Genomic DNA, 25,596 nt, shown 5'->3' on the forward strand with positions numbered 1-25,596 from the left:
TCTTATCGACGGGTGCTGCCCGGAAACTTCTGCTCTTGAAAATCGTTGGCGATAGCAGTCATTTCTTCTTCCGAAAGGGTGCCAAACAGACTCATATTGTTGGAACCCATCATCCACTGAAAGGAGTTATAGGGTGGGCCGATATACATCAGTGCTTCCGAGCCATCCGCCAGCTTTACGGTGCTCATATCACGAAGCATGGCCCCTTCAATTTTCTCCCCAGGCATGACATAGACATAATCAAACTGGATAATCTCATCCTCTATGCTCTTGCCTTCACTGGTATATTGAACTCTCATTTGTGTGGACTCATAATAATCGTCTGGATTCACAGGGTTTTCAGTATCAAGCACGAGTTCGAATTTGACCTTGTTGAATCTCTCGGGAATGGCATTGGATAACAGAAAGTCACCCATGAACCCTTCGCGTGCAATCTCTTCCGTAACAAGTACTGGACGAAACAAATGGCTCGATAACTCATACGAAGGTGTATTAAGAGCTTCTTCTTCTTGTACTTTAAGAATGTCGTCTAAGCTGGTTTCCGGTGGTGGAGGCGTTTTGGCTGTTGACGGATCAGCCCCCAGTTGGGTCGTGCGATCCTCAATGATAATGGATTTCATGCCATTGCCCCAATCCTTGATGGATTGCACAAAAGGGGATACCGCTTGCGTACCGGACGGCAGGCTGAAAATAACGGCTCCGATGGTCACGGACGCAGCTACGACAACTGAAAGTCGCAAGGTACGTATTCTTTTTTTACGTAAACCGATTCTGTTAATTTCCCTGTGTACCTTCTGCCAGGATTGCTGCATGGATTCGGTATGGGAGGCGGAAGGGGCAGAGACGGCCTGATGGAAAGCTTCATCAAAAGCCAGCTCAAACGCAGCGTCGAAATATTCGTCTTCCAGCTCTGAATCGAATCGCTCCACGTGCTTATCGGACTTGCCTTTGCTCAATGCTTCCACCCCATTCCTTATGTAATTGCTTCTTGATACTGCCACGGGCTCTGAACAAACGTTGCTTCACAATGTCTTCGGAGGTATCCAGCAGTTCGGCCATCTCTCGGTAGGAGAGACCTTTTTTCCACCGTAACTCCACCAGTACACGGTATTCCGGTTTGAGCTGTCCGAGATAATATTCAATGGACTCTTCCATCATCTGCGTTTCTACCATGCTTTCCACGGAAGCTGCCGTCTGATTCATCGTCTCCATATCTATAAAAACACTATCCGTATCCAATTGGTTACGGTTATTTTTATTTTTTCTCAGATAATTAATAGCTGTGTTCCGTGTGACGACCTTGAGCCAGGCTTTCAGTTTGACCTCGTCTTCAAAGATGGGTTTGTTTTTAATGATTTTGATAAAAGCTTCCTGAATAATATCTTCTGCTGCAGCACGCTCCTTGATGATATAAACGATAAGACCATGTACCATATTATAATATTCATAATACACTTCTTCTTGAAGTGCAGAGCCTAAATTATGGAAATCTGAGGCTAGTAATAACTGAAGCCGATTGGCCATGATGTTCTCCTTTCTGGTGAACAATCCACAAACATTGGTATCATTACATTTTACAACATAATATGGAAACGATACAATGGGAGGTTGCTCCGGGGAAAACCAGATGAGGGAAGTGTATATAACATGCGGGAAAGTTTGCTGAAAATTAATAAAAGGCCGTCTCGCCAACCATGAAAACATGGTTGCAAGACAGCCTTTTCGACTATTCAGAAAAATACATTAAGAGAGATAACTCTCCGTAATCTGTTAGAATGCCCAGTCTCCCTTAAGGAAGATGGCTTCACGTTCGCCGTTTGCTGTGATACCGTAGATGTCCGTCTCGGGTGAGCCCATCATGAAGTCCACATGAGTAATACTGGTGTTCATGCCACGGGCTGCAAGTTCTTCCGGAGACATCGTTTTGCCACCTTCGATATTAAATGCATAGGAACTGCCAATCGCAAGATGGCAAGACGCATTCTCATCATACAATGTAGTGTAATACAGGATACCACTCTCAGAGATCGGTGAATGGAAGGGAACCAAAGCGACTTCGCCGAGGTAATGAGATCCTTCATCCATGGAAATGAGTCTTTCCAGCATATCCTGACCTTCTTCAGCATGAAAATCAATGATACGTCCGTTCTCAAATGTGAGTGAAAAACGATCAATGATACTGCCGCCATAACTGAGTGGTTTGGTGCTGGACACCTTGCCGTTAACACCGTGCTTGGCTGGAGCAGTGAATACTTCCTCTGTCGGGATATTGGCGACAAAAGGGGTGCCTTGCTCATTCACGCTACCAGCCTGCGCCCAGATATGACCTTCTGGAAGCTCGACAGTAAGATCCGTCCCTGGGGAGAGGAAGTGCAATGCTTGATACTTCTTGTTGTTCAGGGCAACGGCTTTGGTCTCCAGTCGTTCAATATGCTGTTCCCAAGCCGCTACAGGGTCCTCCAGATCGGCTCTCACCGCAGCAAAAATGGCTTCCCACAGCTGGCTAACCTGCTCGGCTGCCGGGAGATCCGGGAATACTTTGGCTGCCCAATCGGGGGAAGGACAAGCCACACCCGTCCAGCTCATTTTATCCGCCTGTTGATACTGACGGTACTTGGCCATAGCCTGACCAAATGTACGCTGATGGGTCGAGATTCGCTCCGGGTCAATACCTTTCATCAGGTCTGGGCTGGATGACAATACGGTCAGAAAGGCTGCATTATTGGCCGCCAGTTCTTCAAGCTCCGCTGCATGCCATTTCGGCGGCTCTTGGAAGGATTCCTCAGGGGCCATCTCAAACCGCAATCGATTGACGGTTTCATCTCCGTATTTTACAATAACCTGCTTGGCGCCAGCTTCATATCCCTTGCGTACCAGTAAACGTACGAATTCAGCGGTATCAATCATCGCAGAGATGACAAATACTTGTCCTGGTTGCACGTTAGCACCTACTCTTACAGCCAGTTCGGCGTAACGATCCAGTTTTTGTTCAAAACTTAACATATGAGTTCCCTCCAATTGTTGAATTTTCGACCTGTTGACGCATGAAAAGAGAGGAGTAATCTCCTCTCTCCTAAATCACATCAAACGGTTATTAAAATGCCCAGTTTCCTTGCAGGAAGATCGGCTCTTCCGCGCCTTCGGAGGTCACACCGTGGATGTTCATTTCTCCGGATCCAATCATGAAGTCTACATGAGTGAGACTGGAGTTCATGCCACGTTCAATCAGCTCTTCTTTGGACATCGTTTTACCACCTTCCAGACAGAAGGCATAGGCATTACCAATCGCCAAATGGTTGGAGGCATTTTCATCAAACAAAGTATTGTAGAACAAAATATTGGTATCGGAAATTGGGGACTGATGTGGAACGAGGGCTACTTCACCCAGATAGTGTGCACCTTCATCCATCTCGATCAGGTTTTTGAGTGCATCCAGTCCCTGCTCAGCGGTGTAATCTACGATTCGACCGTTCTCAAATGTAAGGGAGAATCCGTCAATCAGGTTGCCGCCGTAGCTCAGTGGTTTCGTGCTGCGCACTGTACCGTTAACACCTGTTTTCAGCGGAGCCGTGAATACTTCTTCGGTAGGCATATTGGCAATAAAGACATGTCCTTGCTCATTCACACTTCCACCGGATACCCAGATATGACCTTCTGGAAGTTCAATGGTCAAGTCTGTGCCTGGAGCTGTATAGTGAAGTTTTTTGTATTTCTTGTTGTTCAGCAGATCAGCGCGGGAATCCAGGTTTTGCAAATGGGTTTTCCATTCGGCAACAGCATCCTGCTCACCGATCCGTACCGTTTTGAAAATGACGTCCCACAGGCGATCCACTTGCTGTGCTTCCGGCAGATCCGGGAACACTTTAGCTGCCCATTCCGGAGAAGGAACGGCCACGATAGACCAGCTGAATTTGTCAGCCATCTGATAAGCACGATATTTTTCGAGCGCTTTGCCGCGCACTTTTTGGCTGGTAATAATGCGTTCCTGCGCTACACCGTTCAGCAGATCCGGATTTTCAGCGATGACGTGCAGAATAGCGGCACCTTCTTCAACGAGTTCAGTCATTTCAGCTGCAAACCATTTCGGTTCAATGGAGAAGGCTTCATCAGGTGCAAGATCGTAATGAAGACGTGTAACGGTTTCATCGCTCCAGTTTACTTTGACCAATTTCGCACCTTTACCGTAAGCTGCTTTGACAATCAGTCGTACAAAATGTGCTGCCGAGATTGGAGCGTTAACCACGAGTGTCTGTCCAGGATGGACATTGACACCGACTTGTACAGCCAGTTCAGCATATTGCTGCAGATTCGTTTCAAAAGTATTCATGCTATTTTTTCCTCCAATGTGATAATAATATCGTAGCTTGTTGGCTAATATAGATGTTGTTCAAACACGTATTATAATCCTCATTACAACTATGTAAGGACTCAGAATGGTTCCTTCATTGAATAAGGTATACGTTGCTACGTTATATATTGTACAATTAACCAATAATAATTACCAAACTAGGTTTACCAGAAATGTTGGAGACCGACTGTAGATGAAAGATTAAAGGAGAGAATGATTGTGAATATTGAAATTATAAGTGCTGAAATGCGCCGTGAAGGTGAAAAAGGATACGTGGGAAATACCGTTTACCGCACAGAAGGCGAAAAGTCAGTATATGAGATTACCTTCATGAGCAAGAACGGAAAAGATTGGGACTATAGCTTGCATTTCACGGAGCAATCCGGTGATGAAGAAGAGTTAATGCGTATGGACGAGTTGCTTGAAAATGATGACGATCTGTACAATCAATTGCTCGATGCTGCTTTGGAGGCATTTCCGGCTTAACTAGCCGAGATGTTCTTGTTCTATTGTGTTGTGTCGATGACTATACTAGACGGTGTATGCCCGAAACAGGGTGTATACCGTCTATTTTATTGGAAATGTTGAATAGATGATCCAGAAAAGGGAAGTCTACGAGATGAATGGAACCAGAGAGACAATCCGCCTAATGGGAGGTAACCGTGAATGGCATCTGACAATCTGATTACAGAAGGGTTGACGGGACTTGAAGAAGTCGCGCCCGATATTCTCAGTCTACGTACACTATTCGTTAATGTCGTGTTCATCGGAGAGCCAGGAAGCAGGAACTGGGTCCTCGTGGACACCGGAATGGCGAGGTTCACAGATCATATTGTTCAGGTTGCAACAGAACGATTTCAAGGTCCGCCGTCTGCGATCATATTGACGCATGGTCACTTCGACCATGTAGGAACCGTTATTGAGCTGGAACAATTCTGGGGTGTGCCAGTGTATGCTCATCCGCTTGAAATTCCGTATTTAACGGGATTAAAAGATTACCCGCCAGCGGACCCTTCTGTAGGTGGAGGTTTAATGTCCAGGTTGTCATTTGCTTATCCTAATGAGGCAATCAATCTGGATGATCGGATATTCAGTCTACCCAAAGATCATTCCGTTCCAGGTCTATCAGGATGGGAGTGGGTGCACACGCCAGGTCATACGCCTGGACATGTGTCGCTGTTTCGGGAAGCAGACCGTTTGTTAATTGCGGGAGACGCGATCATCACAGTGAAGCAGGAGTCGCTGTGGAGTGTGTTGCTTCAGGACAAACAGTTGCATGGCCCGCCTTCCTATTTTACAACCGATTGGCAGGCTGCTCATCAATCTGTCCAGCATATAAGGCATCTGGAGCCGAAACTTGCGATTACCGGGCATGGGCATGCCTTGAGCGGAGATATGCTGAGTGAATCCTTGAAGCGGCTTGATCTGGATTTTGAAGAGAACGCTGTGCCGGATCACGGCAAATATGTGGATTAATTGAACCATCCTATGAAAGACAGCAGAGACAGCCGTAACGTATTGCAGCTGTCTTTTTCCTGTCTTTTTTGTCTTTCTATTATGAATTTGTTCTCTATCATAGATTGGTATTTTGCGCTCGGGCATGATATAGTCGAGCCGTATAATATAACCTTAGTATGCAGGAGGTACATATAACGATGACACAGCAAAATGCAGCATTTGAAGAACAATTTGGAGGGATTCCGGCCGTTTGGCTTCGTTTTAATCAGTTTGAAGCGGCAGTTATTCCAAGCGTGGGTGCCAACCTCGTTGCTTTCCGTGATACAGAAAAGGGTTTCCGTTATTTGAGAGAGCCGAATCAGGATCAGATGGATGAATTTATGGCTGCACCTGCGGTCTATGGAATTCCGATTCTTTCTCCACCAAACCGTTATGAGGATGGACGTTTCCCGTGGAATGGTAAAGTCTATCAGTTGCCTGTGAACGAACCGGCTACGGGTAACCATTTGCATGGATTTTTGCATGATGCCGAATGGAAGGTTGAGGGATACGGTTCTGATCAGCTGGAGAGTTATGTGTTGCTTAGCCAGGACGTGAAAGAAGGACATACATTCTATCAGTACCTGCCGTTTACGTTCACGGTGACGCTTCGTTACTCTTTGAGCAGCCAAGGACTTCAGCAACAATTGATCGTCCGCAACAACGGGACTGAATATATGCCGAATTTGTTTGCATTCCACACGGCGATTGCTGTACCTTTTGCACCGGACAGTCAGGCCTCGGATTACACGGCTAAAGTTACGATTGGACAACGTCGTGAATTGAATGAGCGATCTCTGCCAACAGGACAATTTCAACCGCTTACACCTGAGGAAGAACAATTGAAAAAAGACGGGGTTAGTCCGTTCTTTGCTGCCATGGATAATCATTACACTGCGGAGCCGCAGAATGGACGTAACTATATGGAACTTACGGATCACCGTACTGGAGACAAACTGGTATACGATGTGGGTACTTCGTACAAACACTGGATGATCTGGAACAATAACATGGGTGGCGAATTCTTCTGTCCTGAACCACAGATGAACCTGGTTAATGCCCCGAATGTTGAAGGCACTCCGGCAGAAGAAATCGGATTGATTGGTTTGGAACCAGGTGAACTATTCGAACAGAGCAGCCGATTGTATCCAATTGCGTCACAAAAATAATTCACGCTCATTTTGCGCTACGCTTACAATTTTGTCGAAAAGGTGAAAACCTGCTCGCAAATCATGTATAATATGACGAGATACACAAGCTTTGTAGAGACCCAAACCATCTTTTTGGAGGAGGACAAGCAAGTGGAATACCGCATTGAGAGAGATACGTTAGGCGAAATGAAAGTACCAGCCGACAGGCTGTGGGGAGCTCAGACGCAGCGCAGCAAGGAGAACTTCCCGATTGGCAGTGAACATATGCCGATGGAAGTTATACGTGCCCTTGCCATTTTGAAAAAAAGTGCTGCGGCCAGTAACCATAAATTAGGTAAATTATCTGCGGCTAAGTCAGATGCTATTGCTTATGCAGCAGACGAGATTATTGCAGGCCGAATTGATGACCATTTCCCATTGGTAGTGTGGCAGACTGGTAGCGGAACACAATCCAATATGAACGTGAACGAAGTGATTGCGAATCTGGGGAACCAACTGCTTGAGCAAAAGGGCAAGGAAGAGCGTCTGCATCCAAATGATGACGTGAATATGTCCCAGAGCTCCAACGATACATTCCCAACGGCTCTGCATGTCGCAGGTGTTTTGGCTGTTGAGGATCAACTCTTGCCGGCCATTGCGGTATTAAAAGCCACTTTTGCAGACAAGTCGGAGGCATTCAAGGATATTATCAAGATTGGACGTACCCACCTCCAGGATGCAACACCAATTACGCTTGGCCAGGAGATCAGTGGTTGGGAAGCCATGCTGGGCAAGAGTGAGCGTATGATCCGTGAAAGTGTACAGTATCTGAAGGAGCTTGCAATTGGCGGTACAGCTGTCGGAACGGGTATTAATGCGCATCCGGACTTTGGGGACTTCACTGCCAAGGAGATTGGCAAACATACAGGGAAAGATTTTGTATCTGCACCAAACAAATTCCACGCACTTACAAGTCATGATGAAGTTGTATATGCGCACGGTGCGGTTAAAGCGCTTGCAGCTGATTTGATGAAAATTGCCAATGATGTTCGCTGGTTAGCTAGTGGTCCTCGTAGTGGATTGGGCGAGATCCGTATTCCGGAGAATGAGCCAGGCAGCTCCATTATGCCAGGTAAAGTCAACCCAACTCAGAGCGAGGCCATTACTATGGTGGTTACGCAGGTCATGGGTAATGATGCAGCGATTGGTTTCGCGGCAAGTCAGGGTAATTTTGAACTGAATGTATTCAAACCGGTTATCATCTATAACTTCTTGCAATCCGTGCAACTCCTGGCGGACTCCATTATTGCGTTTAATGACAAGTGTGCCGTAGGCATCGAGCCTAATCTGGATCAGATTGAACATAATCTGAACAATTCGCTTATGCTGGTTACAGCGCTTAATCCGCATATTGGTTATGAGAATGCAGCCAAAATCGCGAAGCTTGCACACAAAGAAGGTTTATCTTTGAAACAGGCGACGTTACAAACGGGCCTGCTTACCGAAGAGCAATTTGATCAATATGTCGATCCGGCCAAAATGATCGCTCCAAAGGCCTAAAATCAGCCATAATGAGCAATATAGATCACTGAAGAGGACGACCTGCACAAGCAGGTCGTTTTTCTTATGATTACCGATGAACTTAAAGCTTGTCAGACTATACGTATACATATAAACTACATATGCACCAGTTTTAATTTAATTATGGGATTCGTATATATTTGGAGGTTTCCGCGTTGTCAAAAACGAGAAGATTTACGATACGCTCCAAAATTTTATTGGGCTATCTTGTGGTTGTGCTTTTGTTTGGAGCTGTTCTGCTAGTGCTTACGGCCCAAATTAATGTGTTACAGAAGGAAAATGATTTTATCTCCCATCATGATCTGGAAGTACATAATCTGACCAACGCGATTGAAAAAAATGTCTTGAACATGGAGACAGGACAGCGTGGATTCATGATTACAGGCAATGAAAGTTACTTGGAGCCTTACTCCCAAGGTCTATCCCAGTGGAGTTCCAACTATGATCAGTTGAATGCTCTCATTAGCGATAATCCTTCACAGCAGCAGAGTCTGCAAAGCATCAAAGCTCATATAACACGCTGGATTGAGATTGCTGGGGAGCCGTCGGTGGACTTGAAAAAACAAGGGGATCAAGCGAAAGTTGTTGCATTCTTCGAATCTGATCCGGGTAAAACTGAAATTGATCTACTGCGCTCTCAACTTACAACCTTTCGTAACACAGAGATCGCTCTGACCGAGGCGAGGGTTACCGAACTTGCCAGACGCAGTTCCACACTGCTGACGATTATGTACACGCTGTGGGGTATTATTGCAGCATTATCCATTGTAGCTGCGATTGTGATATCAGGAAATATCGTTAAAACGTTGCGAGATGTTATGCAAACCATCAGTGATATCTCCAAAGGTGGAAACCTGAAGCAGCGAATTCAGGTTCGAACACATGATGAAGTGGGAGACCTAGGCCACGAAACCAACAAATTACTGGATGAAGTACAGGAACAGAATCGGGTCAAGGACCAGATCACAGGGATTGCCACACTTTTACAGAACCCGACCAATCTGGAGGGATTGTCTCGCTTGTTCCTGAACGAGCTAGCCATGTTGTTTGAAGTTCCATATAGCGTCTTATATTACTGGAAAGACAATCGACTGCTGCGCTTGGCTGCATATGCTGGGGATGGAGAGAAAGAACGTTCGCTCGGTAAAGTGTCGCTTGCTCCGGGTGAGGGGCTTGTAGGTCAAAGTGCTGTGGAGAAGCGAGTTTTACGCATGAATGATCTGCCCCAGAACTATATCCGAATCTCTTCGGGGCTTGGGTATACATCTGCCACATCACTTACTGTAGTACCGGTCCTCTTCGAAGGCAGAACGATTGCGGTAATCGAGCTTGCTTCAATGAAGCCGTTGCAAGAGAATGATATGAAGCTGATGCAAGAACTGACGGATATTTTTAGTGTTTCCCTACACTCGACCGTCACTCGCATGGAATTACAGCAATTATATGATGAGTCACAAGTTCTGAATGAAGAATTACAGGCACAATCGGAGAAACTTCAGGCTCAGACCGAAGAGATGCTGTCTCAGACGGAGGAACTGCAAATGCAGACCGAAGAGCTTCATATGCTTAATGATCGCCTGGAAATACAGAAGAGTGCTGCTGAGACATCAGCTAATGAACTTGCAGTTGTGGCAGATCAGTTACGAACAAGCTCGGGGTACAAATCCGAATTCTTGGCGAACATGTCCCATGAACTGCGGACACCTCTTAACAGCATGTTGATTTTATCCGAAATCTTGTCTGAGAATAAAAACCAACACTTGAATAGTGAAGAGCAGAACTATGCTTCAGTCATTCACAAATCAGGTAAAGACCTGCTGAATCTGATCAATGATATTCTGGATCTATCCAAGGTAGAGGCCGGGCAGATGGAAGTGGATTTTGATGATGTCTATCTGGGCAGTCTGCCTGAAGTCATGAATCAGTATTTCCTGAAAACAGCTGAGCAGAAAAGAATAGATTTCCGAATTCAGCTCCAAAGTCCTTTACCGGAAACCATCGTGACGGATGAGATGAGATTGCACCAGATTCTCCGAAATCTGCTCTCGAACGCATTCAAGTTCACGAGTGAGGGTGAAGTTGCCTTAACCATCTCGAAGATGAGTCTGGCTCATCCTGAAGTGAAAGACCAAGAGACCGACGTGATTGCTTTCTCCGTCAGTGATACAGGGATTGGCATTGCGGAAAACAAACTTCTACAGATCTTTGATGCATTCAAACAGGCGGATGGGGCTACGGCACGTAAATATGGCGGAACAGGACTTGGCCTGTCTATTTCTCAATCACTTGCGACTTTGTTGGGTGGGTCAATCTCGGCAACAAGTCGTGAAGGACATGGCAGTGTGTTCACGCTGTTCCTGCCACTGCGAAGAGATGAACCTGAGACTATGAATGCATCGCGGTTGTTCCTGAATGAGGTGGCTACCACTACACCTGAGGTCGAAAAGCTTCCTTCCATAACTTCCGGACAATCTGATGTTTTATTGACACCTCTGGAAGAATCTTTGCTCAGTGGTCGTCAAGTGCTTGTCGTTGATGATGATATACGAAATGTATATGCGCTGGCTAACGCTCTTGAGCAATACGGCATGAATGTCATCTCAGCTCAGAATGGGTACGAATGTCTGGAATTGCTGGAGCGTGGGGGAGTCAAACCTGATATCATCATGATGGATATTATGATGCCGGAACTGGATGGTTATGAGACGACTCGCCAGATCCGTGAACGGCTTGGCATGACCCAGCTTCCGATTATTGCGCTGACAGCCAAGGCCATGAAAGAGGATCGGGAGAAATGTATTGCAGCAGGCGCTTCGGACTATCTCAGCAAACCGCTGAATATCAAAGATGTGTTATCCCGTATGAAATTATGGATGAATCACGAAACCATGGAAATCTGATCTAAAAACCTATGCCGATTACAGGGAAGTGCGCTGTAATTAGGTCATAGGTTTTATTTTTTTGCCGTGTAAGCTTTATTCAGAAAAATGATGTTATAATACTTAACAACAAATAAAAGTTGAACGCATAAATATGGATTTAATTAGAAAAATAATGCGAGATTTAGTTTCGTTAACCAGAATGACATAACATTGTGTTATATATATGGGAGGTAGTGTCCATGCAACTTACGGTTAAAGAGGCTTTACAGGTGTACCCGTTGTCAGAGGCCAAACTGGTTGCGGGTGGAGAAGGGACTTCACGGATGATGAAATCCGTTAACGTCATGGACGCTCCTGATATCGCGGATTGGATCAAATCCGGAGAAATGTTGTTCACCACCGCTTTTATTATGAAAGACAGTGAGACGGATGCACTACGTTTGATGCGACGTTTGAATGAACGCGGCTGTGCAGGACTCGGCATCAAGCTGGGACGTTTCTGGCAGTCCATTCCCCAAGGTATTGTCGAGGAAGCTGATCGGCTTCGTTTACCGCTGCTTGAGCTCCCCTTTCAATTCACTTTCTCGGACCAGATGAATGCCTTGTTCAAGGCTGAACATGAACGTAGCAACCGATTGCTGCATGAGGTTGTGCAAAAACAGAAAAAATTAATGCAGTTTGCACTGCAACAGCAGCCACATCGGAATGTGTTTGCCGAACTTGCCACGGTACTGAACTATCCGCTTGCCGTCATTGGTTCACGTGGGCATGTGCTGTATGGTAGTGAAGGCATTGCAGGGGATGCTGTAACCCAAGGCTGGCCTTGGAAATCCGTCATGCACCGAGTGAAATGGAATCAGGGAAGTTGTCATCGCGTACCCATCAAGCAAAATGATGAAGAATACGGATCTTTGCTTGTGTTTACCGATTCAGCCCTATCACTTAGAGCGGAGGAAGAGCTGTTCCAGCAGGCTGCCGATGTACTGGCATTTTATATGGATATGACTTATCGTGAGCATATTAATCCGACCGTGCAAGATGAGATGCGTACACTGCTTTCACAGTATCTGGATAACAAAATGACCATTCAGGAATTGACCACTTTGAGTGAAAACAAAGGTGTACATCTATTCCAGGGAACTTATCAGTGCGTACTGATCACGCTTGAGCCAACTGTGTTTGCCGAGGGAAAGCTGCTTAAACAGATTCATCGCGAGTTGCAATACAATCCGCTGATGCAATTCACTGCCTCACAGCATTTTCAGATTGAGGATGGCATTCTGTCCATCTACACCAGCCCAACAGGGCGAGATTATGGAGAGGAGCTGTCAAGTTTTCTCTTGAGCCGTTTCGGTGATGTTCTGGCAGCGCAAGAAGCGAAAGGAGCACCGGCTCCGCGTTTCTGGATCAGCAAAATGAAACATGAGCCCAAGTCGCTCCGTGAAGCGTACCAGGAGTGCCTGGATACACGACAACTGGCTCGTCGATTCGGTATGAAAGACCGTGCGTTGCAATTTGAAATGCTCGAATTTGCCTATGTGTTCCAACACGTACCGGATAACATCATGGAGAACTACTGCAATAAAGTACTTGAACCGTTACTTGCCAGGGATGGTGATCCCAATCAAGTGCTGATGAATACATTGGAGTCCTTTATCGAGAATGACGGACTGATCAATGAAGCTGCCAAACAGCTGTTTGTGCATCGCAACACGGTCACTTACCGGATGGAGAAAGTCGGCAGCTTGCTGCAAATGGACTTTAAGAAAACGAATGATCTGCTTAAATTAAAGCTGGTATTTACCTTCCGCAAGTTCGTGCGGGACAAAGCAGCTGCAAGACCGCACAATGTCCAACTCTAGACCGCACATTGTGCAACATGACAACGCTAACGGGTCATACCCCCGAGAACCGCATTCCCTTGATGGAATGCGGTTTTTTCATGTTTGAGGACCACAAAGGTTGATTTTCCCGTGCACAGCAAACAAATCACAACTCTGATGTTATGTTATATTACAAAATTGCGTAAATATTGTTGTCGCGACATTGAACGGCACTTAGAATGAAGAACAATAATCTACAACAGACCGGAGGTTCTAACATGAGTGACTTAATTAAACTTGTTAACAACTGGTCTATCACACAGTTTGTGCATACGTTTGGCGGCTTATTTGAGGAATCACCATGGGTGGCTGAGCGTGCCGGGCTTTCACGACCTTTTGATTCATTTGAACAGATGATGAAAGTGATGAAAAACGTGGTTCAGGCATCGGATGAACAGGTGAAGTTGCAGTTGCTTCTAAATCACCCGGATCTTGGAGCACGAATCAGCATGAGCAGCAACTCCGTTCAGGAGCAGGCTGGTGCAGGGCTGGATTCACTTTCACAAGAACAATTCAACGAAATTCAACAATTAAACAAAGTATATACAAGCCAATTTGGCTTTCCATTCATATTGGCTGTTAAAGGCCATACCGCAAGTTCCATCCTCGAATCCATGAGGCAACGTCATCGCCGAGGCAGGGAAGAAGAATTCGAGACTGCATTGAAGGAAGTATTCAAGATCGCGGGCATTCGTTTGGAGCAGTGGCTTGCACAGATCGGTCATGAGCATGAGTTCGTGAGCAAGCCAACCGCAGTGCAGCAGCGGACCATGTATTACGGCAAAGGGGATGTGTGGATGTACCGTTCCTATGCCAAACCGTTGACGGGTATACAGTCCATTCCGGAATCTCCGTTCATGGGACGTAGCAATATTCTGTTTGGATTGAACATCAAGGTGGCTGTGCAGGGGCATGAATTCTTGCCTTCTTTTGCAGAAGGGGACAATTCGCTTGTGGTCGCAACCGATTCGATGAAAAATTTCATTCTCAAACATGCAGCGGATTACACAGGGGCAACGGTAGAAGGATTTCTTGCGCTGGTAAGTCGGCGTTTCCTGCAGACGTATCCGCAGATGAGCAAGGTTCAGATGACAGCGGACCAGATTCCTTTTGAAGATATACCCATTGGATTAGAAGGAAGTTATCGACCGAGTGCGCTCGTATTTCGTTATTCGCAGAATGATCGTGCGACAGCTGCCGTGGAAGCAGAACGAACAGGAGACTCGATTGAACTCAGCAACCATTTCAGTGGTGTAGCCGATCTGAGACTGATCAAGGTCAAAGGCAGTGAATTTGCCGGATTTATGCAGGATGAATATACCACTCTTCCAGAGACATGGGATCGACCGTTATTTATTTTCCTGAACATCAATTGGCGTTATGAAGATCCGAGAGATGGCATGGACGATCAGCGTGGACGGTATGTAGCGGGTGAACAGGTCAGAGATTTGGCTGCTGCTGTATTTCATGAGTGTCGATCCGCTTCCATTCAACATCTGATCTACCAGATTGGACGAAGGTTGTTAAGTCGATTTGAGCAACTGAGTGAGGTTTCATTTGAGTCCAACAATCGGACTTGGGAGACGGTGCTGGAGGAAGTGAAAGAGGGAGAAGGCAAAGTATTTACCGAGCCGAGACCACCATATGGATTCCAGGGTTTCTCGATGACAAGGGATGATCTGGGAGCAGACGGCCGTAACTCCGGGAAAGAAGGTGACGTCTGATGTCGATATCTGGTGGACGAATTACAACACATGTGCTGGATACATCCAAAGGTGTGCCTGCTGCGGGTGTTCGGATCGAGCTGTATACCCTGAAGAGGGATGGAGAACAGGAAAGCAAGATAAAAGTGGCTGAGTCCGTGACCAATGCGGATGGACGTTTGGATGCACCTCTGCTGGATGGAGGCAAGTTGGAGTCAGCGATATATGAGCTTCAATTCCATGTCGAGAGTTATTACGCACAGCGTTCGTTGGAGGAGCTAGGCCAGGCATTATGGACGATTGTTCCAATTCGTTTTGCCGTATCTGATGCCTCAAGCCATTACCATATTCCATTATTGATTGCTCCAGGAGGTTACAGTACATACCGGGGAAGCTGAACATGAACACATCCGGTTCTGATTCAGGGGGAGGGTCATCCACATGACAACATTTGATACCATCATCCGGGGGGCCCGGGTGGTGCTGAGAGATCGGGTAGAACAACTGGAGATTGGCATTACTGGTGAGAAAATAACGGAACTATCCACGCGGCTGACCGCTGGTGAAGCGACTTGCATCATAGAAGCTGAGGGGCTTACAGTGATGCCGGGTGTCGTGGACATTCATGTACACTTCAATGAACCCGGACTCGCCAGTTGGGAGGGATTTCGATCGGGTTCGGCAGCTCTTGCCGCAGGTGGAATCACTACCTATGTCGATATGCCGCTTAACGGTGTACCACCAACCACAAGTCCGGAAGCATGGGAGATGAAAAAGAAAGCAGCTGCAGACCAATCCTATGTTGATTATGCGTTCTGGGGCGGTTTGGTTCCCGGCAATCGTGATGAACTTGCTCCACTGGCAGGGTTGGGTGCTGCCGGATTCAAGGCATTTATGTCTGAGCCGGGTGGAGATGGGGGAAGATATTTTTGCCAGAGCCGATGACCATACGCTACTAGACGGGATGCATGAAATTGCAAATTTAAACCGTGTGCTGGCACTTCATGCAGAGGACGAAGGCATGGTTGCCCAACTCGGTGCGAAAAGCATTGCAGTGGGAAGGACTGAACCGATGGATTATGTCCGGTCCCGTCCTGCGGAAGCCGAAGTCGTCGCGGTTGCGCGAGCGTTGAAATACGGTGAACAGACCGGGTGTGCGTTGCATTTTGTGCATATTAGCACCCGGGAAGCACTGGACTTAATTGCAGCGGCTAAACGGCGTGGGCAGGATGTCACTTCGGAGACATGCCCTCATTATCTGACGCTGACCGATCAGGATGTGATCCGTTTGGGTGCTGTGGCGAAATGCGCTCCACCGCTTCGCAGCTCTTCCGAACAGGAGCAGTTATGGGATGCACTGACTTCGGGATTGATTGATGTTATTGCCTCAGACCATTCTCCCTGTCCGCCATCCATGAAACAATCTGATAACTTCTTCGAAATCTGGGGCGGTATATCAGGTGCGCAAAGCACATTGTTAATCATACTGGAGGATGGACATCTTCAGCGTAATATCGACCTCCCGTTGCTCGGAAGAGTGCTCTCCCTTCAGCCTGCCAGAAGGCTTGGTCTGGAGAACAAAGGAGAGATTGCGATTGGCAAGGATGCAGATCTGGTCCTGATTGACTGGGAGAAAAGCACAACCCTGAACACGGAGGATCTTCATTATACGCATAAACAGAGCCCTTATGTGGGACGTACATTTAACTGTCAGATTGCAGACGTATTTTGCCGTGGGCAGCGTGTTTACAACTCGGAATCCGGATTATCTCCTGTGCCTCTCGGGCAACACATTGCGGCTTACTCTTCTAGTCCCATCGAAGCGGGAATGGAGGAGACGCCATGACGGAATCTGGAGTATACCGGTCATCTGGTACAAATAATGCACCTCTTCCTTTGCCGAATGTAGAACAGGTGGAGCTGCAGGCCATGCTTGACTGGCTGTCGACATACGGTGCGGATGCACAGGGCGGCGTCACACGACTGTTGTATGACTCGGCTTGGTGTGAAGCACAAGGTGCCCTTGCAGCCAAAATGCAGGAGAAAGGGCTGTCTACCGAATTTGACCAGTCCGGTAATCTGTATGGCACACTCAAGAGCGAGGGTAAGGAATCAGCGGCTGGTGCTGAAGAATTACCGATTGTGACCGGATCACATATTGATACTGTGGTGTATGGCGGCAAATATGATGGTGCTTACGGTGTGGTGGCGGGTGTCCTTGCTTTGGAGTATTTGCAGAAGCATTTCGGAGCACCGAAGCGCACACTTCAAGTGGTATCGTTATGCGAAGAAGAGGGAAGTCGATTCCCTTTTGCGTATTGGGGTTCACGCAGTATAACAGGAATAACGTCTCTGGAAGATGTAGAGCATCTGAAGGATCAAGACGGTGTGACCTTTGCTCAAGCGATCCGGGATGCGGGTTTTGGACCTGATAGTGCATATAGACCTGCCTCGAAAAATTACGGTGCCTTTATTGAGCTTCACATTGAGCAAGGTCAGGTTCTGGAACGTCTTGGACATTCGATTGGAGTTGTATCCGACATTGTAGGTCAGAAGCGGCTCAGTATCACCGTGAGCGGTGAAGCGAATCACGCGGGGACGACGCCGATGTCCTGGCGCAAGGATGCACTTGCCGGAGCAGCCGAGATGATTGCTGCGGTAAGGAATATCGCATTGGAAGCAGGAGAACCACTGGTAGCCACGGTTGGGCGAATCACAGCCGATCCGGGTGTTGGGAATGTGGTTGCAGCACGGGCGGTATTTTCATTGGATATCCGCCATATCCGGCAGGAGAGTATTGATCGCTGCTGGCAGGATATGCTCCAGGCTTTTAGTCGAATCGCAGCCGAGCAGCAGCTCGGACTGGACTGGGAAGAACATCTGTCGGTAACGCCCATTCCTATGAATGCAGAGATGATCTCAGACATTCAGGATACCTGTGAGCAGGAGCAGTTGTCCTATTGGCTAATGCCAAGCGGCGCGGGACATGATTCACAGATTTTTCAGCCGGCTTGTCCGACGGCCATGATCTTTGTGCCGAGCCAGGACGGTATTAGTCATAATCCACTTGAATATACAGCTGAAGCAGACCTGGTGCACGGTTTTCGGGTTCTGGTCCGGCTACTCTATAAATACGGTTACGGGAGTTGAATGAAGATGTCCACCTATAAAGAGTTATCTCCGTCCTTGCGGACCATTATGACCCCGGGACCCGTTGAGGTTGATCCACGTGTACTCAGAGCATTATCCTTTCCGATCCTGGGGCAGTTTGACCCGGAGTTCACATCTTTGATGAACGAGACGATGGCGATGCTACGAGAGTTATATATGACAGATAACGAGTGGTGTTATCCAGTCGATGGTACATCCCGTTCAGGGATAGAAGCTGTGTTGGTCAGTCTGATCCAGCCCGGTGATAAAGTTCTCGTCCCGATCTACGGACGATTCGGACATCTGCTGGTTGAAATCTCGGAACGCTGCGGTGCAGAGGTTGTTTTTTTTGAAACGGAATGGGGAACGGTATTTGATCCGGAAGAAGTGATTAAGGCGATTCATACCCATAAACCGAGTCTGGTTGCGATGGTACACGGTGAGACTTCCACCGGTCAGATGCAGCCCCTTGCCGAGATTGGCAAAGCCTGTCGCGACCTTGATATCTTACTCGTCGTGGATGCTGTAGCAACCATTGGTGGGACTCCGGTAGAGACGGATGCCTGGCATCTGGATGCGGTAATGGGTGGTACGCAGAAGTGCCTGTCCGTTCCTTCAGGGATGGCACCTCTTACGTACAACAGTCGTGTGGAACAGAAACTGATGAGCCGCAAAACAGTTGAACGCGGACTGCGAGATGCAACCAGTGCGCGGGCAGAAGGCCGCACGATTGCCAGTAATTATTTTGACCTGAGCCAATTGCAGGATTACTGGAGTTCAGCAAGGTTGAACCACCATACGGAGGCCACTTCCATGCTATATGGTCTTCACGAAGGATTGCGTATTCTGCTGCAAGAAGGATTGGAGGCCAGGTTCCAGAGACATCTGGTAAATGAACGTGCGTTGGTTGCTGGAATTCAGGGAATGGGACTGCAACTGTACGGGGATATGTCAAGCAAACTTCCGGTGGTCACTTGTATCACGATTCCGGAGGGGATTGATGGTGAGTCGGTGCGCAGCATGTTGCTGAACGATTTCAGCATTGAGATTGCCAGTTCATTTGGACCGTTAAAAGGGCAGATCTGGCGGATCGGTACAATGGGATTCAGCTGCCAACGCAAGAACGTACTTCATGTGCTGGGAGCGCTGGAAGCTGTTCTTCTCCGTCATCGTCACGTATTACCTGCCGGTGAAGCGGTGCAGGCCGCATTGGATGTGTATGCAGGGAAGGAGGGCGCCTTATGTTAAATCAGATGCCAATCTCCAGGGAGGTCATGGTTACTACTCCTCATTATCTGGCAAGTGCAGTGGGAAGCTCCATCCTCCAGAAGGGCGGGAATGCTTATGATGCTGCTGTTGCGGTCAGTGCAACACTGGGTGTGGTATATCCGCATATGACCGGACTTGGAGGGGACGCCTTCTTCCTGATTCATGATGGAACGAGCGGTGAGATTACCGCCTATAACGGAAGTGGCCGCTCAGCCGCAGGCATTCATGCGGATACGTTCAAAGCGATGGGTATGAATGCCATCCCTCAGCGCGGTGTGCTTAGTGCCATCACGGTTCCGGGAATCGTGGATGCATGGTGGGAAGTCTGGTCCCGGTACGGTAAGTTACCGTGGGAGCAGTTGCTTGAACCTGCCGCGCAGTATGCGGAAAAAGGATGCCCTGTGTCCCGGAATCTCCGCTTGTGGATGGAAAGGGATGAAGATTTCATTATGGGGCATACACCGCTGCGAGCGGTATTTGCGCCTTTGGGTACACTTTTGCAGGAAGGTGAGCTGCTGATCCAGCCTGATCTTGCTGCCTCCATTCGTCTGATTCAGACGGAAGGGCGAGATACTTTTTATACAGGAGAACTCGCGGATCGTCTGTCTTCGGCTATTCGTGAGGATGGGGGCATGCTTGCACCAGCAGACTTTGCAGGGCATCGGGGCGAGTGGGTGAAACCCGTTAGCACGGAGTATCGCGGCTATGAAGTTCATCAGATGCCGCCCAACTCGCAGGGTTTCTCCATGCTGATGATGTTAAATATGCTGGAGCATACGGATCTGTCCTCTGTAGCACGTACCTCACCGGAATTCTATCATCTGATGGCGGAAGTGGTGAAAAAGGCGTTTCGTGATCGTGATCGTTATCTGACGGACCCGGATTTCAGGGACATTCCGCTGGATCATCTGTTATCTAAGGATTACGGAGACCAATTGTGGAATGAGATTCAGTCTGCTCCACCTGTGGCACAGCCGTTTTTGTCCAAAACGATAGGTCAGGACACCGCATATGCAGCCGTTGTTGATAGCGAAGGCAATGCCGTTTCATTCATCCAAAGCCTGTATTTTGACTTCGGTGCAGCCTATGTTCCAGGGGACACGGGGGTTATCATGCAGAACCGGGGGTCGTTTTTCTCCCTAGATCCGAGAGATGCCAACGTACTGGAACCGAACAAACGCTCATTCCATACCCTCATGCCGGGCCTTGTTACACGAGATGGCAAACCTTATATGCTCGTGGGCACTCAGGGAGGAGAAGGTCAGCCGCAGACACAATTATCGGTGCTTACCGGAGTGCTTGATTACGGGCTGAACATTCAGGAAGCGATCAGCCTGCCGCGTTGGGTGTATGGACGTACCTGGGGCGAAGAAGGCGATACGATGCGTGTGGAGAACCGATATCACGATGACGTATGTGCAACCCTTGCCCAGTGGGGACATAACGTTGAAGCGAGAGCGCCGTGGGACGGGATTATGGGACAGTCGCAAGGCATTGTCATTCGTGCGGACGGCATGATTAGCGGCGCAGCAGACCCTAGAGGTGACGGAATGGCTATTGGGTGGTAACAGACAGCGATCGGAAGGTTAGTCTGTCATTGGAGTGAAAGTGTAAATATGTATGAGTTGTACTATATAGACAGACACAGATAGGGGAGATTGGCATGGGAACGATCCTGCTGAAAGGCGCACAGCTTGTGACGATGAATGCAGAAGAGGAAGTGTTCATCGGAGATCTGTTGATCGAGGATAACAAAATCAAGGAGATTGCAGCGCACATCGACGTGCAAGCTGACCAAGTCATTGATGTTCGTGGTAAAGTGCTGTTGCCAGGCTTCATCCAGACGCATATTCATCTGTGTCAGACCTTGTTCCGTGGACGTGCGGATGATCTGGAACTGATGGATTGGCTCCGTCAACGTATCTGGCCGCTGGAAGCAGCGCATGATGAGGAGTCCGTGTATTATTCAGCAATGCTCGGATTGGGCGAATTGATCTCCAGCGGAACCACGACCATTCTGGATATGGAGACGGTACATCACACGGACTCGGCGTTTCAGGCGATGGCACAGAGCGGCATCCGGGTCATCTCTGGCAAAGTGATGATGGATCATGGGGACGAGGTTCCGGAACTCTTGCGTGAGGATACAGCAACTTCGCTGCAACAGAGTGTGGATCTGCTGGAGAAATGGAACGGGTTTGGCGGAGGTCGCATTCAATATGCTTTCTGTCCACGCTTCGTTGTATCGTGTACCGAAGAATTGCTGGTAGAGGTGCGCGACCTGTCGAATAAATATCATGTCAAAGTCCACACCCATGCCTCCGAGAATCGTGGAGAGATCGAACTGGTAGAACACGAACGCGGAATGCGTAACATCGTATACCTCGATCATATCGGGCTGGCGACTCCGAGACTGGTGCTTGCCCATTGTGTATGGCTGAGTGAAGAAGAGAAGGAGATCATCCGCAAACGCGGTGTGAAAGTCACTCACTGTCCAGGATCAAATATGAAACTTTCCTCCGGGGTAGCAGATATTCCGGATCTGCTGAATCGACAGATCGCGGTTGGGATTGGGGCAGATGGTGCCGCATGCAACAACAATCTGGATATGTTTCAGGAAATGCGCCTCACAGCGCTGATGCAGAAGATTCCTCATGGTCCAACAGTGATGGATGCCCGGACTGTATTGCGTATGGCTACCATGGGTGGTGCAGAGGTGCTTGGCTTGTCGAAGGAAATTGGTAGCCTCGAAGTGGGCAAAAAGGCAGATATGCTGCTGCTGGATCTGGATGATTTCCACACGTACCCTTCCTATGAGACGGATGTCTATTCCCGCGTAGTGTATTCCGCAACACGTAGCTGTGTGGATACCGTTATTATTGACGGAAGTATCGTGCTCAAGAATCGTAAGATTCAGACGATTGATCGTGGCATTGTGCTGCGTGAGTCGGATAAGAGTATTGCGAGATTGATGAAACGTATCTGATCGAAGGAAGTTTATGCAATTCCAGAAAGGATGGAGACCGCTATGGAAATGCATGATCTGTGTGCAATTGCAGCCCGTGAAACGCGCTGTGTGCTCGCAACAGCGATTAAGGTAGAGGGTCATGCTTACCGTAAGCAGGGAGTCTCTATGCTGTTGACCGAGGATGGCAAAATGTATGGCAGTATCAGTCCGGGATGTCTGGAGAGTGATCTTCAGGCCCGGGTGAGCCGTGTGCTGGATACAAACCAGATGGAATTTGCGGAGTACGACATGCGTCCCGAAGATGATCTGTCCTGGGGGGAGACGATTGGCTGCGGCGGACTCGTTGTTGTGTTGCTTGAACCTGTGTGTGGTGAACTCCGAGATACGTTGCATAAGATGTACGAGTGTTTTCAATCCGGCATTGCAACAGCGTTAACCCGAACGTTCCAAGATGATTATACGAAGGTTCAATATGGCTGGAAACGGATTGAACCAACGGGTACTCGGCGCCAGCCAATCTTGCGTCCTTCGCTCGTCCCTCCTCATGATCGCGTGGCGAACTATAATCCAGCTTTATTGCAGGTTGATGTACACAGCAGTGGGAATATCAAGCATGAACATTCGGCATCAAAACAACATTCTCCCGACATACCTCGCCTTACGCTTGTGCCTGAAATGGTAACTGCTACGTCAAACGAATCTCACTCTTCCCATCTATCCGGTGATTCACAACATTTCTCTGATACTGATGCTGAAATACCGACAAACGACGGGATTTCAACGAACCCCTGGGAGCTTCCGCAGCAACTTACTTCGCTGTACACGCCTAAACCTCGCCTGATTATCATCGGAGCTGGGGATGATGTTATTCCTGTTGCCAGACTCGCCCAATCCGCAGGCTTCCGTGTTGTGGTAGCCGATTGGCGAGAGTCCTTATGTACCTCGGAAAGGTTTCCAGAAACTGAACTTGTACTTGGTTTCCCACGTGAGATTATGCCTCTGTTAAACGTAAACAACGGAGATTATTTGATTTTAATGAGTCACAATTTTCCCCGCGAACGTGAACTGTTAGAGATGTTAGTGGACTGTAAGTACGCGTATCTTGGCATCATGGGTTCCAAAACACGAACAGCCCGTCTGCTGGATGGCTTACCACCGTTGAAATATGTGCATTCTCCCGTTGGTTTGAGCATCGGAGCAGACGGTCCCGAACAGATTGCCATCAGCATTGCAGCAGAATTGATCGCATGTAAACATAAGGTTTCTTCCTTGAGTTCCGATGTGCAGAAGGGGAGCGTTGCACATGCGAATGACGGGCATAGTTCTGGCAGCAGGTAAGAGTCGTCGCCTTGGTCGAGATAAACTCTCAGTTGTCATGCCTGACGGGAGGTCCCTGGCTGCATGGTCACTGGAAGCTGCGCTGAATTCGGAGTTGGATCAAGTGATCTGTGTGGTCAAACCGGAAGATTCATTGGCATGGCTGCCTGTAAAATGGTTTGATTCTGCCGCGTATGCCTATCATCCCACAGCAAGACTTCGAATTGTGGTCTGTGCTGACTATGCCTGCGGCATGGCCAATTCTCTTCATTCTGGTGTATTGTCGGCCATGGAGTACAAACCGGAGGGCATTCTCATGTTACTGGGTGATCAGCCTTTATTACAAGCACAGGATATCAATCTAGTGACCACAGCACTGGCTACCCACAAGCTGAGTGACTATGTCGCAGCTACCGACGGTGAGGGAGGCAAGCCGCCTGTTGCTTTTCGCTCCCATATGTTTGGCCCTCTGTTGTCCTTGCATGGAGATGAGGGGGCACGTAAGATTATGCGTAGCGCAAACTATTCAGGTGTACATGTGCCACTGTCTGAGACTAGTTTCTGGGATGCGGATACAGAACCGGAATTGAAACGCATTCTGAGTCATGTATATGAATCGCAGCAGACAGACTAAATAACAGGAGAAGATTAATGACTATGTATAATTTAATTACATGATCAGGTCAGCCAGGTAGTCTGGTTGGCCTTTTTATCTTCTTTTCACGTATGGTGAAAGAGAGCCTATGTTAGCTTTCGATAGATCTTGATGCATCAAGCACAAATAAAACACAGGTTTTATACATTTATCCAAAACGATGTAAAGGTAATTGACGTTGCTGCTGAACTCTCATATGATTTGAAGAATTATCTGGATCAGACGGTTGAATTTCCTGCCCAAGGAAGAGAGAGAAAGGGGATGCAGCGATGGTAACACCGGCATACGGTTCTGGAGCCATGCCATCGATATGGCAACCTGAGAACCTGCAAGAACTCCAAACGTTAAGAAGAAGGCTCAAGGGAATATGTTGTTTCACGGCAGGCGGAACATTGCTGCGAACCCAGTGGGAAGGTGGTTTGATTCCAGCGCCTGAACACATGATTAGCCTGGCTCGTATTCCTGAAGTGAGCGGTATATCTATTCGTGGAGATGAGATGGTCATTGGCGCAATGACCCGATTAAAGGAATGTGCTGCACAAGCGTTGCTGCATCAACTGCCGATTCTGCAAGAAGCGGTGAATGCAATTGCTGCTCCTTCCATTCGAAATGTGGCAACCATTGGCGGGAACATTGTGTCCGGAGTAGGGGATACGCTGCCTGCTTTACTTGTATATGATGCGAAGCTGCACTGGTTGACGGACAGCGGGATTGAGATCCGCAGTGTGTCTTCCTGGCTTCAGGGTGGACGGGATGGAAGTCGGAATGCAGGTGATGTGTTGATTTCCATTCATATCCCGATGAGACCGTCATCTATGTTTGATGTGAACAGTGAGCACAGACCTGCTGCACGAGAAGTTTCCTTTTACCGCAAGCTGGGTCGACGGGAGACGTTCAGTGCATCCCTGGTGACGGTTGCGTTATACGGTGAGATTGATTTGGATAACCGCTGGACCAAGATTGCGATTGCGGCTGGTGGAGGCTCAGGCATGGCAATGCGACTTCTGAAGTCAGAACAACAGCTTCTTAACAGCGAAGCTACTGTCATGCAAGCGGCGACTCTCGCAGCTGCTGTGGTTGAAGAGTTTACGACCTATGGCGATGCATTTGCAACAGAACAATATCGCAAACAGACCGCAGGCAACATGCTTGGTGCCGGCCTATGGGAAGAACTTCACGAATAGAAGACTTCGATCACACAAAGGGGGAGAGG

The 25,596-nt window shown here is 48.1% G+C and carries 21 protein-coding genes; 17 read left to right on the forward strand and 4 right to left on the reverse strand.

Annotation, left to right across the window (positions count from 1 at the left end):
- Window positions 1-2: 2 nt before the first annotated feature.
- From QF041_RS02845 to QF041_RS02860, 4 genes are all read right to left on the reverse strand, one after another.
- Window positions 3-956 (reverse strand): hypothetical protein, encoded by a 954-nt coding sequence (locus tag QF041_RS02845; RefSeq protein ID WP_307411618.1) that lies wholly within the window; start codon window positions 954-956, stop codon window positions 3-5.
- On the reverse strand, window positions 934-1,524 hold the full coding sequence (locus tag QF041_RS02850; RefSeq protein WP_307411621.1) for an RNA polymerase sigma factor: 591 nt from the start codon (window positions 1,522-1,524) through the stop codon (window positions 934-936). The genes QF041_RS02845 and QF041_RS02850 overlap by 23 nt, the downstream gene beginning before the upstream one ends.
- A 246-nt stretch (window positions 1,525-1,770) precedes the next feature.
- Window positions 1,771-3,003: an aminopeptidase gene (locus tag QF041_RS02855; RefSeq protein WP_221821568.1), complete on the reverse strand. Its 1,233-nt coding sequence runs from the start codon at window positions 3,001-3,003 to the stop codon at window positions 1,771-1,773.
- A gap of 91 nt (window positions 3,004-3,094) precedes the next feature.
- Window positions 3,095-4,327: an aminopeptidase gene (locus tag QF041_RS02860; RefSeq protein WP_307411624.1), complete on the reverse strand. Its 1,233-nt coding sequence runs from the start codon at window positions 4,325-4,327 to the stop codon at window positions 3,095-3,097.
- 234 nt (window positions 4,328-4,561) lie between these two features.
- Between QF041_RS02860 and QF041_RS02865 the strand changes: the two genes are divergently transcribed.
- From QF041_RS02865 to QF041_RS02945, 17 genes are all read left to right on the forward strand, one after another.
- Entirely contained in the window at window positions 4,562-4,834 is a 273-nt protein-coding gene (locus tag QF041_RS02865) for a hypothetical protein (protein ID WP_307411627.1), read from the forward strand.
- 180 nt (window positions 4,835-5,014) lie between these two features.
- Window positions 5,015-5,824 carry an MBL fold metallo-hydrolase gene (locus QF041_RS02870; RefSeq protein ID WP_307411631.1) on the forward strand — a complete coding sequence of 270 codons (810 nt, stop codon included), beginning with the start codon at window positions 5,015-5,017 and terminating at the stop codon, window positions 5,822-5,824.
- A gap of 179 nt (window positions 5,825-6,003) precedes the next feature.
- Entirely contained in the window at window positions 6,004-7,014 is a 1,011-nt protein-coding gene (locus tag QF041_RS02875) for an aldose 1-epimerase (RefSeq protein ID WP_307411634.1), read from the forward strand.
- Window positions 7,015-7,146: 132 nt separating this feature from the next.
- Entirely contained in the window at window positions 7,147-8,535 is a 1,389-nt protein-coding gene (gene fumC, locus QF041_RS02880; protein WP_074095411.1) for a class II fumarate hydratase, read from the forward strand.
- Between the two features lie 176 nt (window positions 8,536-8,711).
- Entirely contained in the window at window positions 8,712-11,456 is a 2,745-nt protein-coding gene (locus QF041_RS02885) for a CHASE3 domain-containing protein (protein WP_307411640.1), read from the forward strand.
- Between the two features lie 221 nt (window positions 11,457-11,677).
- Window positions 11,678-13,300 carry a PucR family transcriptional regulator gene (locus QF041_RS02890; RefSeq protein ID WP_307411642.1) on the forward strand — a complete coding sequence of 541 codons (1,623 nt, stop codon included), beginning with the start codon at window positions 11,678-11,680 and terminating at the stop codon, window positions 13,298-13,300.
- A gap of 239 nt (window positions 13,301-13,539) precedes the next feature.
- The gene (pucL, locus tag QF041_RS02895; protein WP_307411645.1) at window positions 13,540-15,045 is read left to right on the forward strand and encodes a factor-independent urate hydroxylase; all 1,506 of its coding nucleotides are present in this window, start codon (window positions 13,540-13,542) and stop codon (window positions 15,043-15,045) included.
- Entirely contained in the window at window positions 15,045-15,422 is a 378-nt protein-coding gene (gene uraH, locus QF041_RS02900) for a hydroxyisourate hydrolase (protein WP_100527441.1), read from the forward strand. The genes pucL and uraH overlap by 1 nt, the downstream gene beginning before the upstream one ends.
- A gap of 43 nt (window positions 15,423-15,465) precedes the next feature.
- Window positions 15,466-15,969 carry an amidohydrolase family protein gene (locus QF041_RS02905; protein ID WP_307411651.1) on the forward strand — a complete coding sequence of 168 codons (504 nt, stop codon included), beginning with the start codon at window positions 15,466-15,468 and terminating at the stop codon, window positions 15,967-15,969.
- On the forward strand, window positions 15,938-16,870 hold the full coding sequence (locus QF041_RS02910) for an amidohydrolase family protein (RefSeq protein WP_307411654.1): 933 nt from the start codon (window positions 15,938-15,940) through the stop codon (window positions 16,868-16,870). The genes QF041_RS02905 and QF041_RS02910 overlap by 32 nt, the downstream gene beginning before the upstream one ends.
- A complete protein-coding gene (locus QF041_RS02915; RefSeq protein ID WP_307411659.1) occupies window positions 16,867-18,174 on the forward strand; it encodes a Zn-dependent hydrolase in 1,308 nt (435 codons plus the stop codon). Before QF041_RS02910 ends, QF041_RS02915 begins: the two co-directional genes overlap by 4 nt.
- A 6-nt stretch (window positions 18,175-18,180) precedes the next feature.
- Window positions 18,181-19,422 (forward strand): pyridoxal-phosphate-dependent aminotransferase family protein, encoded by a 1,242-nt coding sequence (locus QF041_RS02920; RefSeq protein WP_074095406.1) that lies wholly within the window; start codon window positions 18,181-18,183, stop codon window positions 19,420-19,422.
- A complete protein-coding gene (ggt, locus tag QF041_RS02925) occupies window positions 19,416-21,011 on the forward strand; it encodes a gamma-glutamyltransferase (RefSeq protein ID WP_307411663.1) in 1,596 nt (531 codons plus the stop codon). The genes QF041_RS02920 and ggt overlap by 7 nt, the downstream gene beginning before the upstream one ends.
- Before the next feature lie 95 nt (window positions 21,012-21,106).
- Window positions 21,107-22,429 (forward strand): 5'-deoxyadenosine deaminase, encoded by a 1,323-nt coding sequence (locus tag QF041_RS02930; protein WP_307411666.1) that lies wholly within the window; start codon window positions 21,107-21,109, stop codon window positions 22,427-22,429.
- Between the two features lie 42 nt (window positions 22,430-22,471).
- Window positions 22,472-23,749: an XdhC family protein gene (locus QF041_RS02935; RefSeq protein ID WP_307411669.1), complete on the forward strand. Its 1,278-nt coding sequence runs from the start codon at window positions 22,472-22,474 to the stop codon at window positions 23,747-23,749.
- Window positions 23,721-24,362, forward strand: a complete 642-nt coding sequence (locus tag QF041_RS02940; RefSeq protein ID WP_307411672.1) for a nucleotidyltransferase family protein — start codon at window positions 23,721-23,723, stop codon at window positions 24,360-24,362. The genes QF041_RS02935 and QF041_RS02940 overlap by 29 nt, the downstream gene beginning before the upstream one ends.
- Before the next feature lie 290 nt (window positions 24,363-24,652).
- Complete coding sequence (locus tag QF041_RS02945) at window positions 24,653-25,567, forward strand: FAD binding domain-containing protein (protein WP_307411674.1); 915 nt, start codon at window positions 24,653-24,655, stop codon at window positions 25,565-25,567.
- Window positions 25,568-25,596 lie beyond the last annotated feature (29 nt).

It is taken from the genome of Paenibacillus sp. W2I17, from assembly GCF_030815985.1.
In the GTDB taxonomy this organism is placed as follows: Bacteria; Bacillota; Bacilli; order Paenibacillales; family Paenibacillaceae; genus Paenibacillus.

Excerpts from the sequence above, each read along its gene's own strand:
- QF041_RS02855 (WP_221821568.1), bottom strand. The coding sequence starts at position 3,003 with ATGTTAAGTTTTGAACAAAAACTGGATCGTTACGCCGAACTGGCTGTA.
- QF041_RS02865 (WP_307411627.1), top strand. The coding sequence starts at position 4,562 with ATGATTGTGAATATTGAAATTATAAGTGCTGAAATGCGCCGTGAAGGT.
- uraH (WP_100527441.1), top strand. The coding sequence starts at position 15,045 with ATGTCGATATCTGGTGGACGAATTACAACACATGTGCTGGATACATCC.
- QF041_RS02905 (WP_307411651.1), top strand. The coding sequence starts at position 15,466 with ATGACAACATTTGATACCATCATCCGGGGGGCCCGGGTGGTGCTGAGA.
- QF041_RS02930 (WP_307411666.1), top strand. The coding sequence starts at position 21,107 with ATGGGAACGATCCTGCTGAAAGGCGCACAGCTTGTGACGATGAATGCA.
- QF041_RS02875 (WP_307411634.1), top strand. The coding sequence starts at position 6,004 with ATGACACAGCAAAATGCAGCATTTGAAGAACAATTTGGAGGGATTCCG.
- QF041_RS02890 (WP_307411642.1), top strand. The coding sequence starts at position 11,678 with ATGCAACTTACGGTTAAAGAGGCTTTACAGGTGTACCCGTTGTCAGAG.
- pucL (WP_307411645.1), top strand. The coding sequence starts at position 13,540 with ATGAGTGACTTAATTAAACTTGTTAACAACTGGTCTATCACACAGTTT.
- QF041_RS02870 (WP_307411631.1), top strand. The coding sequence starts at position 5,015 with ATGGCATCTGACAATCTGATTACAGAAGGGTTGACGGGACTTGAAGAA.
- QF041_RS02945 (WP_307411674.1), top strand. The coding sequence starts at position 24,653 with ATGGTAACACCGGCATACGGTTCTGGAGCCATGCCATCGATATGGCAA.
- QF041_RS02940 (WP_307411672.1), top strand. The coding sequence starts at position 23,721 with ATGACGGGCATAGTTCTGGCAGCAGGTAAGAGTCGTCGCCTTGGTCGA.
- QF041_RS02920 (WP_074095406.1), top strand. The coding sequence starts at position 18,181 with ATGTCCACCTATAAAGAGTTATCTCCGTCCTTGCGGACCATTATGACC.
- QF041_RS02935 (WP_307411669.1), top strand. The coding sequence starts at position 22,472 with ATGGAAATGCATGATCTGTGTGCAATTGCAGCCCGTGAAACGCGCTGT.
- ggt (WP_307411663.1), top strand. The coding sequence starts at position 19,416 with ATGTTAAATCAGATGCCAATCTCCAGGGAGGTCATGGTTACTACTCCT.
- QF041_RS02850 (WP_307411621.1), bottom strand. The coding sequence starts at position 1,524 with ATGGCCAATCGGCTTCAGTTATTACTAGCCTCAGATTTCCATAATTTA.
- QF041_RS02860 (WP_307411624.1), bottom strand. The coding sequence starts at position 4,327 with ATGAATACTTTTGAAACGAATCTGCAGCAATATGCTGAACTGGCTGTA.
- QF041_RS02910 (WP_307411654.1), top strand. The coding sequence starts at position 15,938 with ATGGGGGAAGATATTTTTGCCAGAGCCGATGACCATACGCTACTAGAC.
- QF041_RS02915 (WP_307411659.1), top strand. The coding sequence starts at position 16,867 with ATGACGGAATCTGGAGTATACCGGTCATCTGGTACAAATAATGCACCT.